Origin of the sequence: Rothia sp. HMSC062F03 (genome assembly GCF_001836905.1) — a bacterium.
Taxonomy (GTDB): Bacteria; Actinomycetota; Actinomycetes; order Actinomycetales; family Micrococcaceae; genus Rothia; species Rothia mucilaginosa_A.
Genome location: NZ_KV830898.1, coordinates 1 through 13,008, shown reverse-complemented (window position 1 = coordinate 13,008; position 13,008 = coordinate 1). Strand labels below are relative to the sequence as shown.

Genomic DNA, 13,008 nt, shown 5'->3' with positions numbered 1-13,008 from the left:
GGCAACCCCTTACAGCCCGTATATCACCCCGTAAATAAACCCTCCAGCTCATAGTGAGGGTGGTCTTCAAGCCACCTAGCGGAGCTCTCCACAGACGACGAGCGGCGAAAACAACCGACGAATCAGCATCACCTACGGGGCCAGATCACCACCCGGCAGACCCCATATCGGCACACGGCGCGCAGAAAGGCGGCGCCCCTCCCCCGCTCTAGGGAAGGAACGCCGCCTCTACCAGCTACAGATCAGCTGAAACAGCCGTCTTAGGACAGGCCGACCATCACGCCGTTCTCGTCGAAGCCGATGCGCTCAGCCGCGGGGCTCTTGCTCAGGCCCGGCATGGTGCGCATGGTGCCGCAGATTGCGTAGACGTAGCCGGCACCGGCAGCCAGGCGAACCTCGCGCACGGGCAGGGTCCAACCGGTCGGTGCACCCTTCAGCGATGCATCCGAAGAGATGGACAGGTGGGTCTTCGCAATGACCACGGGCAGGTGCGAGTAGCCCAGCTCCGCAAAGCGCTTGAGCTGCTTAGCGGCAGCCGGAGCAATCGAAATGCCGTCCGCGCCGTAGACCTTGGTCGCGACCTTCTCAATCTTGGTCTCGATGGAGTCCTCAAGATCATAGGTGTACTTCAGATCCGAAACGTCGTCGCAAGCCTCGGCCACAACGTTCGCCAGGTCGATGGTGCCCTTACCGCCCTCGGCCACACCGTGGTGGATGGCCACGCGAGCGCCGGCCTCCTCGGCGATACGGCGAATCGTCTCGTGCTCGGAATCGAAGTCGGTCGGGAAGGCGTTAATGGCCACGACCGGCTGAACACCGAAGTCGCGCACAATCTCGATGTGCTTCTTCAGGTTCTCCGCGCCCTTCTCCACATCGGAGGGGCTTTCCTGCAGCATGCCCTCGGGCAGGGGCTTGCCCGGAACGATCTTGTACAGGCCGGAGTGGGACTTCAGGGAGCGCACGGTCACGACCAGCACAGCGGCGTCCGGCTTCAGACCGGAGACGCGGCACTTGACGTTGAAGAAACGCTCGGCACCCATGTCGGCGCCGAAGCCAGCCTCGGTAATCACGTAGTCGGAGTACTCCAGGCCCACATAGTCGGCAACCACGGAGGAGTTACCGGTTGCGATGTTGCCGAAGGGGCCGGCGTGAATCAGGGCCGGGGTGTGCTCCAGGGTCTGCAGCAGGTTCGGGTTGATGGCGTCGGCCAGAATCACGGACATTGCACCGTCAGCCTTCAGGTCGGCTGCGGTGACGGGCTCGCCGTCATAGTTCAGGCCGATCACAATCTTTGCCAGGCGCTCGCGGAGGTCCTTGAAGGAGGTGGCCAGCGAGAGAATCACCATGATTTCGGAGGCGCTGGTGATGTCGAAACCGGTCTCGCGGACCACGCCGTCCATGCGCTCGCCCAGGCCCACGACGATGTTGCGCAGGGAGCGGTCGTTCATGTCGATAACGCGGCGCCACTCGATTGCGCGCGGGTCGATGCGCAACTCGTTGCCGTGGTGCAGGTGGTTGTCAATCATGGCGGCCAGCAGGTTGTGGGCCGCGGTCACGGCGTGGAAGTCGCCGGTCAGGTGCAGGTTCAGCTTCTCCATGGGGACAATCTGAGAGTAGCCACCACCTGCGGCACCGCCCTTGATGCCGAAGGTCGGGCCCATTGCGGGCTGACGCAGAGCCAGCGCAGCCTTGCGGCCGGTCTGTGCGAAGCCCTGTGCGAGGGAGACGGAGGTCGCGGTCTTGCCCTCACCAAGCGGGGTCGGGGTCACCGCAGTCACCACAATGTACTTAGAGCCGCGCTTGCGGGCGGTCTCTGCGTTGGTGCTTTCGTCGAGCAGAACCTTGGCGACGTACTTGCCGTAGGGCTCGAGGCGATCTTCGCTGATGCCGCTCTCTGCTGCGATCTTGCTAATCGGCCACAGATCGGCAGCAAGCGCGATTTCGAGGTCGGAGGGGAAAAGCTTCTTCGTCATTGTCATCCTTCGAGTTGTACGAATCATGCTCTTTCATTCTATGTGTTAGCTCACGCATTTGTCCCTCACCTCGCCGTCCCGCGCACCAAGAAAGTGGTTTTTAACCAAAATCATCCCCGCTTCCGGTACCCTACGCTCACATGGAGTGGGCAGGGTCGGATGCGGGGATGAGTAACGCGTACATGCCGGATTGCCGGTACAGGAACCGGCTCTACGACCAGCTATTACGGCATGGTCAGCAGCACCTTGGTGGCGGTGCGCTGGTCCATTGCCTCGTAGCCCTTAGCTGCTTCGTCGATGGGCAGGACCAGGTCAAAGACCTTACCGGGCTCAATCTCGCCCTTGTAAATCAGGTCGATGAGGGTCGGCAGGTACTTGCGCACGGGGGCGGGGCCGCCCTCCAGGTGAACCTGCTTGTCGAAGAGCTTATCGGTGCCGATGGAGCTGTCGTGCGGCACGCCCACGAAGCCGATGTAACCACCGTGGCGTACGCAACCGAGTGCCTGGTCGAAGGACTGCTGGGTACCAACAGCCTCAGCAACGCCGTGTGCGCCCACGCCGTCGGTGAGCTCCAGAACCTTGGCGATACCCTCTTCGCCGCGCTCTTCCACGATGTGGGTTGCGCCGAATTCCTTAGCAAGCGCCTGACGTTCGGGGTTGCGGGACATGATGATGATCTTCTCCGCGCCGAGCTGCTTAGCGCCGATGACTGCGCTCAGACCGACTGCACCGTCGCCAACAACGACGATGGTCTTGCCGGGGCCTGCCTGCGCTGCGTCTGCTGCGTACCAGCCGGTGCCGAGCACGTCGGATGCCGCCATCAGGTGCGGAATCTGCTCTGCGGTGGGTGCGGCGGGGGTCTTGACGAGGGTGCCGTCTGCGAAGGGTACGCGGGCGTATTCTGCCTGGGTGCCGTTGGAGCGTGCACCGATGAAGGCGTCGCCTGCTGCGATTGCCTTGAGGCAGCGGGAGGGGTAGCCCGCGGTGCAGGTTTCGCATTCACCGCAGGAGATGCAGAAGGAGCCGACGACGAAGTCGCCGGGGGCTACGGTGGTAACCTCGGAGCCTACCTCTACGACCTCGCCGATGTATTCGTGGCCCATGGCCTGGTGGTCGACGGGCTGTGCGCCGCGGTAGGGCCACAGGTCGGAGCCGCAGATGCAGGAAGCCGCGAGCTTGATGATGGCGTCGGTGGGTTCGAGCAGGGTCGGCTTGTCGACCTCGTTGACAACGACCTTACCGGGGGCTTCCATGACGACTGAACGCATGATGTTCCTTCCAGGATTTGGGGATAGTGGTTCCACAGTACGCCCCGCACCCCGATATATCAACAGTCTTTTATGCTACGGGGTGAAGAGTTTGTAGCGAGGTGCCCACAGCTGGAACCAGGGTGCCGTTCCCCCGCTTCCCTAGCGCTTGCCCACTGCATCCTGGCACGCTAAATAGCCCGGTTAAACGATGGAACCCCCGCGCATCCACACTGGGATACGCGGGGGTTCCGCTCGGTTTATCTCACGTTATCTCACGTCGAGAAGAGGCACGTTGAGAAAATTGAGAAAGGAGGCTTAGAAGTCCCAGTCCTCGTCCTCGGTGTTCACAGCCTTACCAATCACGTAGGAGGAGCCGGAACCGGAGAAGAAGTCGTGGTTCTCGTCAGCATTCGGGGACAGCGCCGAGAGGATGGCCGGCGAAACGTTGGTCACGGTAGCCGGGAACATTGCCTCGTAGCCCAGGTTCATCAGGGCCTTGTTGGCGTTGTAGTGCAGGAACTTCTTCACGTCCTCGCTCCAACCCACGCCGTCGTACAGGGAGTGGGTGTACGCCACCTCGTTCTCATACAGTTCGTACAGCAGGTTAAAGGTGTACTCCTTCAGCTCTGCCTGACGCTCCGCGGACTCCTTCGCCAGGCCGCGCTGGAACTTGTAGCCGATGTAGTAGCCGTGCACAGCCTCGTCACGAATAATCAGACGAATCAGGTCGGCGGTGTTGGTCAGCTTCGCGTGCGAGGACCAGTACATGGGCAGGTAGAAGCCCGAGTAGAACAGGAAGGATTCGAGCAGGGTCGAGGCGACCTTCTTCTTCAGCGGGTCGTCACCGGTGTAGTAGGCCAGAATGATCTTGGCCTTCTTCTGCAGGTGCTCGTTCTCAGAAGCCCAGCGGAATGCCTCATCAATTTCCTTGGTGGAGGCGAGGGTCGAGAAGATCGAGGAGTACGACTTCGCGTGCACGGACTCCATGAACGCGATGTTGGTGTACACGGCCTCCTCGTGTGCGGTCACGGCATCGGGCAGCAGGGAGACGGCGCCGACGGTGCCCTGGATGGTGTCCAGCAGGGTCAGACCGGTGAAGACGCGCATGGTCAGCTGCTTCTCTTCGTCGGTCAGGGTCTTCCAGGAGGGCACGTCGTTGCTCAGCGGCACCTTCTCCGGCAGCCAGAAGTTACCGGTCAGGCGGTCCCAAACCTCGAGGTCCTTCTCATCCTCGATGCGGTTCCAGTTGATGGCCTCAACGACGTGGTCGACGAGCTTCACCTTTTCGCTCATGATAATTCTCCGATTCTTGGGGGCGGTGACGACTCATCTGGGCCGCGTCGGGCTCCGCGCGAGTCACCCTGAATCGCGCGGAGCCGCGGGCCGGCCGCCCCGCCCCCTTTAGTAGTTATGGTGTGTCAGCTCAGGCTGAATATCTCCGACGTTCGGGCCTAGAGCATGCAGGATACGCAGCCTTCAACCTCGGTACCCTCAAGAGCCATCTGACGCAGACGGATGTAGTAGATGGTCTTGATGCCCTTACGCCATGCGTAAATCTGGGCGCGGTTGATATCGCGGGTGGTTGCGGTATCGCGGAAGAAGAGGGTCAGCGACAGGCCCTGGTCCACGTGCTGGGTTGCCACAGCGTAGGTGTCGATGATCTTCTCGTAACCAATTTCGTAGGAGTCCTGGTAGTACTCCAGGTTCTCGTTGGTCATGTACGGTGCCGGGTAGTAGACGCGGCCGAGCTTGCCTTCCTTGCGGATCTCAATCTTCGAAGCAATCGGGTGAATCGAAGAGGTCGAACCGTTGATGTAGGAAATCGAGCCGGTCGGAGGAACGGCCTGCAGGTTCTGGTTGTACATGCCGTGCTGTGCGACGTCGGCTGCCAGCTGAATCCACTCTTCACGGGTGGGGATGTGGTGCTTAGCAAACAGCTCGCGGGCGCGCTCGGTCTGCGGTGCCCATTCCTTCTCGATGTACTTGGCGAAGAACTCACCGGTTGCGTACTTCGAGTTCTCGAAGCCCTCGAAACGCTGGCCGCGTTCCTTAGCAATCTGCATGGAGGCGCGGATTGCGTGGTAGGCGACGGTGTAGAAGTACATGTTGGTGAAGTCCAGTGCTTCTTCGGAACCGTAGTAGACGTGCTCGCGTGCCAGGTAGCCGTGCAGGTTCATCTGGCCCAGGCCCACGGCGTGGCTCATCTTGTTGCCGCGCTCGATGGAGGGTACGGAGCGGATGTCGGACTGGTCGGAGACGGAGGTCAGCGAACGAATCGCGGTTTCCACGGTCTTGCCGAAGTCGTCGCCGTCCATGGTCAGTGCAATGTTCAGCGAACCGAGGTTGCAGGAGATGTCCTTGCCGACGGTCTCGTAGCCGAGGTCGGCGTGGTAGGTGGACGGCTCAGAAACCTGCAGAATCTCGGAGCACAGGTTGGACATGATGACCTTACCGGCGATGGGGTTCGCGCGGTTGACGGTGTCTTCGAACATCACGTACGGGTAACCGGACTCGAACTGAATCTCCGCGATGGTCTGGAAGAACTCACGCGCGTTAATCTTGGTCTTGGTGATGCGTGCATCGTCGACCATCTCGTAGTACTTCTCGGAGACGTTGATGTCGGAGAAGGGCACACCGTAGATGCGTTCCACATCGTACGGGGAGAAGAGGTACATGTCCTCGTTCTTCTTGGCCAGCTCGAAGGTGATATCGGGGATCACGACACCCAGGGAGAGGGTCTTGATACGAATCTTCTCGTCGGCGTTCTCGCGCTTGGTGTCCAGGAAGGAGTAGATGTCGGGGTGGTGTGCGTGCAGGTACACCGCGCCGGCGCCCTGACGTGCGCCCAGCTGGTTAGCGTAGGAGAAGGCGTCCTCCAGCAGCTTCATGACGGGGATAACGCCCGAAGACTGGTTCTCAATCTTCTTGATGGGCGCGCCGGATTCGCGCAGGTTGGTCAGGGCGAATGCCACGCCGCCGCCGCGCTTAGAGAGCTGCAGGGCCGAGTTGATGGAACGACCGATGGACTCCATGTTGTCTTCCATGCGCAGCAGGAAGCAGGAGACCAGCTCGCCGCGCTGCTTCTTGCCCGCGTTGAGGAAGGTCGGGGTGGCAGGCTGGAAGCGGCCCGAGATAATCTCGTCCACGATCTCCTCGGCCAGCTTCTCGTTGCCTTCTGCCAGCAGCAGTGCGACCATGCAGACGCGGTCTTCGAAACGCTCCAGGTAGCGCTGACCGTCGAAGGTCTTGAGCGCGTAGGAGGTGTAGAACTTGAAGGCACCCAGGAAGGTCGGGAAGCGGAACTTCACGGCGTAGGCGCGCTTGAACAGGTTCTTGATGAACTGGAAGTTGTACTTGTCGAAGAGTTCCGGCTCGTAGTACTGGTTCTCGATCAGGTACTCGATCTTCTCTTCCAGGTCGTGGAAGAAGACGGTGTTGTTGTTGACGTGCTGCAGGAAGTACTGACGTGCCGCCTGACGGTCTGCATCGAACTGAATCTGGCCGTTCTCATCGTAGAGGTTCAGCAGTGCGTTCAGCTCGTGGTAGCTCATACCCTTGAACTTCTCGGGCACGCTCTTGCCGTTGTGGCTCGCACCGAGAGTTTCTAGTGCTGAGGGCAGTTTTGCGTCCAAAATGCTTCCAATCCTTCGTTGACTTTTTCTACATCTGAATCGGTGCCCATGAGCTCAAATTTGAAGAGCACGGGCACATCGCACTTCTTGGCGACAATGTCTGCCGCGATACCGAAGAGCGGGCCAAAGTTAGTGTTGCCGGATCCAATCACACCGAGCATGTTCGCGCGATTCTGATCCACGTTTAGGAACTTTACCACCTGCGGGGGAACGTTACCGGCGCCTTCGGGCTTGCCGTAGGTGGGGACGATGAGCACGAACGGCTCATCAAGAATGAGGGTGTCTTCGCCGGTGCGCAGCGGCAGGCGGAGGCGGCGGGCACGGATCTTCTCCACGAACTTGTGGGTGTTACCGGAGATGGAGGAGAAGTACACGATGAGTGGCGCTGTATCGTCCAGTTCGTCCTCGGTCGCTCGACCCTCGGAAGCATTGCGTGCATCCATAAGAATCTTGCGGATTTCTGCGTGCTCGTCGACGGGGTTGGGCGTGAGGGCGGTACTCAATCTGTACTCCTTATTCTCGTGGGCCGGTGTGGTTCCGTGCCGATTTTCCGTTTGTACGGGTTTCGGCAGGGTTGTTACGCTGCCAGAGCGTTGATCTTGTCGGGCTGGAAGCCGGACCAGTGCTCGTCGCCTGCGATGACGACGGGTGCCTGCATGTAGCCGAGGGACTTGACCATTTCGAGGGCCTGAGCGTCTTCGGTGATATCAACCTTGGTGTAGCTGATACCCTTCGCGTCGAGGGCGCGGTAGGTCATGTTGCACTGGACGCACTGGGGCTTGGTGTACACGGTCACTACCATGGGAGTGCCTCTTACTTTCTCCCGCTCGGGCGGGCTTATCTTGTGAATGATTCTGGCGTGTTTTCCTAGGGGCTCCACCGTCGTACCTCTACCCTGCCGGGGCGGTGCCGCCCGTCGTGCGGGGGCGGATCTGCTACCTCGCGGTTCTGCGGGGAGGGCCCCGAGGGGCCTAAGCGGTGGAACCGAGTATTAATACTACATCTAGTGCCAAGAAATTTCTGCACCACAAGATGATGTGGTGCGCGGGTCGTGTTTCGTTCGATAAACCCACAGCCGAACCCACTTAATGGGGTGCCTCTCGGGCTTATCCACACCCGCCCGGTGGTGGAGTTCGCCGGATTTTCGGGGACCTCGCGGGGTTATCCACAGGTGGGGTTTAAGTTGGGCGGCATTTTGGTTGGCCCTCCCCGCTCGTTTATTAGGGTGCTTTTAACCCCTATGACGTTTTAAGACGTCCGGGGCCGTATTCCTCGGGCTTGATTTAAGCGCAGGTTTAACACTCGCCCAGCATGACGCGGAACGACGGGGTTTTAAAGACGAACAGGTTTTCTTAATGAGCCCTTAACCCGGGGGCTGACCGCGACGAAGGGGTGTGATTAAAGCTGTACAAAAGATTTTTAACTCTTCGCGACTGGCCGGTGTGTCGTTGGTTTAAGTTGGTTAAGCCTTAAACACCCCACAGCCCCGATGGACGAACCGGAATCTTCGGGGCAGGGTCCGGGGCGGGCTTGGAGCCTACAGAGCTCAGTACGCAGAGAAGGCCGACCACCCGTGCTGGAGTGGTCGGCCTTCACCGCATATACGCGTATATAGGGTATGCGTGGACGCAAAACGTGCAGCTGAGAACGTCTAGAAGTCGATGATTCCCAGATCGCGTAGCTTCTTGCTGAGCGTCACGCCGTCGGTGGCTTCAATCCACAGGGGTGAGCGCATCATCTGCTCGGCGCGGTGATCGCTCCACACGCGGCCCGAGGCGAGCACGGACTCCCCCACCGTCAGGTTACGAATCACGATGGCCGCCACGTTGTCCGGGTAACGCACCGCGAAGCCGTTGTAGATATACGGGTCGCGCTGCCCGTCGTCACCAACCAGGATCCACTTCATCTGCGGGAACTCCTCAACCAGGCGCTGCAGGGAATCCACCTTGTGCTTGGTGCCGGACCGGAACCAGCGGTCGGGGGTCGGCCCCCAGTCGGTAAGCAGGAACGTGCCGCGCGGGTAGCCGTTACGGCTCAGGAATCGGCGCAGGGTCGGGGTAATGTTCCACGCGCCGGTGGACAGGTACATGAACGGCGCGTTCGGCTCACTACGGCGAATACGGTCGGTCATGACGGCCATGCCGGGGGTCGGGATGCGCGCGTGCTCGTCGAGCACGAAGGAATTCCAGGCGGCCACGAGGGGGCGCGGCAGCATGGTCACCATGACGGTGTCGTCGACGTCCATGATGACGCCTAGCTTCTGCGACTCCGGCACGATGTAAACGCTGGTGGCTACGGCGCGCGATCCGGGCACGTACATGATGACCTCGTGCATGCCGGGTTCCAGGTCGATCTCAAGCTTCACGTCAAGCACGCCGCCGCGGTCGGTGTACGCCTCGTACTTGGTACCGCCGATAACGATGGTGACCGGGGCATCCGACATAGCGATCGCGGTAAAGGCACGCCAACCTCGCATGGGGTTGGCGGTGTCTTGGGTTCCCTCCACGACCTGCAGGAGTCGCTCAAGGTCGACCGTGTTGTAGAGGGCTCGGGCGATGATACGAACCCAGCCCGGGTTCCCTTCGGATGCAACTCGTCCGTACCCCTCGCTGGGAACAAGAATCGGCTCGCGGCCGGCGGCGATAGCGCGCTTCTCGCGCCACCTATGCAGGCGGTCGGCCACGCGGTAACCGATGTTAACCGCCTCGTCAGCGGCGTCATTGACTAGGTTGCGCAATTCGTTATCCCCTCAGACTCTTACCCCACTAGTGTAACTGAGCCCGTCCCCTCGCGGGCCGAGCCCAGCACGTCGATACCTTTAAATACGCGGGTGAGAACGTGACCCCGCTGTGATATGCGCATTATTTAGGGCGGCGGGGCTGTTCAGGTTCTTGTAGGACCCACGCGGGCGTTATCCTGGAAGGTATGATCCACTCACAGCCTAACCGCCGACTTTTTGTGCTCGGCACCGCTATGCTTCCGCTCATCGCAGCCTGCTCGAACAAGTCGAATAACGACTACGACAGCACGAGCGGCAACTTTACTCCCTACCAGGCCGGTAGCGATAGCCCCTCCGTTACTCCCCGACCTGTAGCCACGAACTCGCCGACCCAGTCCGTCACCGGTAACCCGATTGATAAGCCGCGCGAGTGGCCCGGCGTGGGCAACGCTCTCGTGGGTGAGGGCAAGTACATCGCGTGGACGGTTGACGACGGTGCCAGCCCCGAGGCTATTCGCGGCTACGCCGAGTTCTCCAAGCGTACGAATACTCGCCTGACCTTCTTTATTAACGCCTCGTACGTGGGTTTCAAGAACAACGTTGATGTTCTCCGTCCGCTGGTTCAGAGCGGGCAGATTCAGATTGCGAACCACACCTACAACCACACCGACCTGACCACCCTGGACGCCGAGGGCGTGAAGGAGGAGTTGCAGCGCAACGAGGACGAGATTATGAGCATCTTCGGCGTCTCGTCGAAGCCCTACTTCCGCCCGCCGTACGGCCGCTATAACGAGGCCGTGCTGAAGGCCGCCGGTGAGATTGGCTTTACCCGCCCGGTCATGTGGAACGGCACGACCGGCGACGAGGCAAAGACCAGCGCCCGCGTGATTTACATGCGTTCGCTGCGCTACATGCTTCCGCAACAGATTGTTCTGGGCCACCTGAACTACGAGACGATTATTCCGATTCTGGATAAGCTCAAGGGCCTGCTGGACGAGCGCGGCCTGACCCCGGTCACGATCCGCGACTACTACGGCGACGCCTCGGAGGAGGAGATTAAGGCAGCGGCTCCCAGCCCGACCGCAACCCCCGAGCCGAGCGAGACTCCCTCCGCGGAGGCAACGACCGAGGCTCCCTCGCCGACCCCCACCCCCACTCCTACTCCGGCCCCGACCCCCCGGTACGAGGATGAGGTAGCCGCAACCAGGACCCCCTCGCAGCCGGCCGCCACCACGCGCGCATCCCAGCCGGCTCAACAGCAGCCGCCCCAGCCCGCGGCTTCGCGTTCGACCACGGCCTCGGCCACTGCGGGTGCCCCCGCCGCGGCAAACCGCTAGGCCGGTTCGGATCGGGTGATTCCGAGAGGTGCACTCGAGGCTGTGATTATTGGAAGCCCCTTCTCTCCCTGCGCGGGAGGGAAGGGGCTTCGCCGTGCAGCCGCTACCGGTTTTCTTTCCCCGACTCGCTGAACATCGGGCGGGTAGCGCAGGAATAAACAGGGTGGTCCGTGCGTTGGGTGAGCATACAGGGCGGCAGCGTGCCGCATCCGAGTATGAGAGGAATAGATAACATGCGTATTGATATTTGGTCCGATATTGTGTGCCCCTTCTGCTACGTGGGCAAGCGTAACCTGGAGCAGGCGCTCGCCGAGTTTGAGCACCGTGACGAGGTTGAGGTGGTGTGGCATAGTTTTGAGCTGGACCCGTCGGCTACGGAGCATCCTGCCGGTTCGCTGCCTGAGATGATTGCCGGTAAGTATCAGATGTCGCTGGAGCAGGCGATTGCGAGCCAGGAGTCGTTGGCGGAGCGTGCCCGCGAGGTGGGTTTGGATTTCAATTGGCGTCAGGCACGCTACGGTAACACGTTTGATGCGCACCGTGTGATTCACTATGCGGCGGAGCAGGGCTTGGCGTCGGCGGCGCAGGAGGCGTTTAAGCTGGCGTACTTTACGCAGGGCCGTTCGGTGCAGGATCACGAGTCGATTCTGGATATTGCTTCTGAGATTGGCCTGGATACTGCCGAGGTTGAGGCGGTGTTGAAGAGCGACCGTTACGCGGCGGATGTGCGTGCCGATGAGCAGTTGGCGCGCCAGCTGGGCATTAACGGTGTGCCGTTCTTCTTGATTGAGTCGAAGTGGGCGGTCAGTGGTGCGCAGCCCGCGGAAATGCTGGTGCAGGCGCTGCGTCAGGTGTGGGAGGAGACTCACCGTGTTGAGTTTTTGAACCCGCTGGCAGGCGCGGCTGGTGACGCGGCAGGTAACAATGCTGCGGAGGCGGGTCCGTCCTGCGATATGAACGGCAACTGCTCCTAGCCTCAGCCCGGCTAGAGCTGTCCCGGAGGGAGTGCTACTCCCCTAGCACCCCTAATTAATTCAGAAACCTTAATAGAGCGAAGCCCCCTTGTGCCGGTTCTTGCGTGAACCGGCACGAGGGGGCTTCGTTATGCCTGCAGGTTGCATCTTCCCTTGTCAGAAATGTTTAGGGGGCTTAATATTACCTGCGAATGGGGCCGTTTTCATTTACACTTGAGTGTGTGTTCTACGGTGAACACGCTTATCCACTCACTTTATAAAGGAATATTGTGTTGAAAATTCACACCGCGACCGCTGGTGTTCTTGCGGGTACTCTGCTGCTGACCGGTTGCTCTTCGTCTGTTCGCACTCCGGAGTCGACGCCTTCTGCCTCGTCGTCGACGTCTGCCTCTGCTAGCCCTTCGGCTACTGCTAGTTCTTCTCCGACGCCGAGTGCGTCTGCGTCTCCTTCGGAGTCTCCTACCCCGACGGTAACCCCGTCTCCGGTTCCGACGACTGAGGCTCCCGTGCAGGCGCCGGCTACTGAGGCACCTTCCGCGGAGGCGCCGGCGGCACCGGCCTCAGAGACCCCGGCACAGCAGGCACCGGTTCAGGAAGCTCCCGTTCAGCAGGCTCCGGCAACTGAGGCCCCCGCTCAGCAAGCTCCCGCGCAGCCTGTTCAGCAGGCTCCGGCGCAGTCGAGTGTTTATTACGAAACATGCGCTGATGCTCGTGCGGCTGGTGCGGCGCCGCTGCATCGTGGCGAGCCGGGTTACCGCCCTGGTCTAGATAAAGACGGTGATGGCGTGGCGTGCGAGCCGAAGAAGAAGCACTAAGCTTCTACCCCCAGGTATAGCGAAGCCCCCTCGTACTATTTTGAACTGCGCCCCGAAACTTGGACGCATTAAATACTAGCCGTTATGCGGCCTCCTGCAGGGCCTGATCCCGATATTCAACCGGGGTCAGGCCCTTAAGCTTTACCTGGCGTCTTGTTGTATTCCAATGCGTGATATAGGCTTCAAGGTCAGCTTTGAAACTCTCGAAGGTTGGCCAGTCCTGGCCACGAAAAAACTCGTCCTTAAGGTGACCGAAAACCTGCTCGGTAGCGCCATTGTCGATGCAGTTGCCTTTACGTGACATACTC

General features: G+C 60.5%; 11 protein-coding genes. 3 read left to right on the top strand and 8 right to left on the bottom strand.

Annotated elements, in window-relative coordinates; genetic code table 11:
- Window positions 1-260 precede the first annotated feature (260 nt).
- The 7 genes from HMPREF2674_RS07705 to HMPREF2674_RS07675 form a co-directional block, all read right to left on the bottom strand.
- Entirely contained in the window at window positions 261-1,973 is a 1,713-nt protein-coding gene (locus HMPREF2674_RS07705; protein WP_141761821.1) for a formate--tetrahydrofolate ligase, read from the bottom strand.
- 224 nt (window positions 1,974-2,197) lie between these two features.
- Window positions 2,198-3,241 carry a zinc-dependent alcohol dehydrogenase family protein gene (locus HMPREF2674_RS07700; protein ID WP_070825347.1) on the bottom strand — a complete coding sequence of 348 codons (1,044 nt, stop codon included), beginning with the start codon at window positions 3,239-3,241 and terminating at the stop codon, window positions 2,198-2,200.
- 297 nt (window positions 3,242-3,538) lie between these two features.
- Complete coding sequence (gene nrdF / locus HMPREF2674_RS07695) at window positions 3,539-4,516, bottom strand: class 1b ribonucleoside-diphosphate reductase subunit beta (protein ID WP_049347327.1); 978 nt, start codon at window positions 4,514-4,516, stop codon at window positions 3,539-3,541.
- A 158-nt stretch (window positions 4,517-4,674) separates the two neighbouring features.
- Window positions 4,675-6,855: a class 1b ribonucleoside-diphosphate reductase subunit alpha gene (gene nrdE / locus HMPREF2674_RS07690; RefSeq protein ID WP_070825346.1), complete on the bottom strand. Its 2,181-nt coding sequence runs from the start codon at window positions 6,853-6,855 to the stop codon at window positions 4,675-4,677.
- Window positions 6,828-7,358, bottom strand: a complete 531-nt coding sequence (nrdI, locus tag HMPREF2674_RS07685) for a class Ib ribonucleoside-diphosphate reductase assembly flavoprotein NrdI (protein WP_070825345.1) — start codon at window positions 7,356-7,358, stop codon at window positions 6,828-6,830. The genes nrdE and nrdI overlap by 28 nt, the downstream gene beginning before the upstream one ends.
- Window positions 7,359-7,432: 74 nt before the next feature.
- Window positions 7,433-7,657 carry a glutaredoxin-like protein NrdH gene (gene nrdH / locus HMPREF2674_RS07680; protein WP_005505794.1) on the bottom strand — a complete coding sequence of 75 codons (225 nt, stop codon included), beginning with the start codon at window positions 7,655-7,657 and terminating at the stop codon, window positions 7,433-7,435.
- An 849-nt stretch (window positions 7,658-8,506) separates the two neighbouring features.
- A complete protein-coding gene (locus HMPREF2674_RS07675) occupies window positions 8,507-9,592 on the bottom strand; it encodes an App1 family protein (RefSeq protein ID WP_049343013.1) in 1,086 nt (361 codons plus the stop codon).
- Window positions 9,593-9,780: 188 nt separating this feature from the next.
- Here HMPREF2674_RS07675 and HMPREF2674_RS07670 point away from each other — a divergent pair, with 188 nt between their 5' ends.
- The 3 genes from HMPREF2674_RS07670 (at window position 9,781) to HMPREF2674_RS07660 (ending at window position 12,700) form a co-directional block, all read left to right on the top strand.
- Window positions 9,781-10,911 (top strand): polysaccharide deacetylase family protein, encoded by a 1,131-nt coding sequence (locus HMPREF2674_RS07670; RefSeq protein ID WP_070825344.1) that lies wholly within the window; start codon window positions 9,781-9,783, stop codon window positions 10,909-10,911.
- 233 nt (window positions 10,912-11,144) lie between these two features.
- Window positions 11,145-11,885, top strand: a complete 741-nt coding sequence (locus HMPREF2674_RS07665; RefSeq protein ID WP_049347321.1) for a DsbA family oxidoreductase — start codon at window positions 11,145-11,147, stop codon at window positions 11,883-11,885.
- Window positions 11,886-12,154: 269 nt separating this feature from the next.
- Complete coding sequence (locus tag HMPREF2674_RS07660; RefSeq protein ID WP_084824462.1) at window positions 12,155-12,700, top strand: excalibur calcium-binding domain-containing protein; 546 nt, start codon at window positions 12,155-12,157, stop codon at window positions 12,698-12,700.
- Between the two features lie 82 nt (window positions 12,701-12,782).
- Here the strand turns inward: HMPREF2674_RS07660 and HMPREF2674_RS07655 are convergent.
- Window positions 12,783-13,008: IS3 family transposase (locus HMPREF2674_RS07655; protein ID WP_141761820.1), on the bottom strand; the 226-nt coding region annotated here is incomplete at its 5' end.

Bases quoted from the DNA above. Each gene is read 5' to 3' on its own strand.
- HMPREF2674_RS07700 (WP_070825347.1), bottom strand. From the start codon at position 3,241: ATGCGTTCAGTCGTCATGGAAGCCCCCGGTAAGGTCGTTGTCAACGAG.
- nrdF (WP_049347327.1), bottom strand. From the start codon at position 4,516: ATGAGCGAAAAGGTGAAGCTCGTCGACCACGTCGTTGAGGCCATCAAC.
- HMPREF2674_RS07670 (WP_070825344.1), top strand. From the start codon at position 9,781: ATGATCCACTCACAGCCTAACCGCCGACTTTTTGTGCTCGGCACCGCT.
- HMPREF2674_RS07705 (WP_141761821.1), bottom strand. From the start codon at position 1,973: ATGACGAAGAAGCTTTTCCCCTCCGACCTCGAAATCGCGCTTGCTGCC.
- nrdH (WP_005505794.1), bottom strand. From the start codon at position 7,657: ATGGTAGTGACCGTGTACACCAAGCCCCAGTGCGTCCAGTGCAACATG.
- HMPREF2674_RS07665 (WP_049347321.1), top strand. From the start codon at position 11,145: ATGCGTATTGATATTTGGTCCGATATTGTGTGCCCCTTCTGCTACGTG.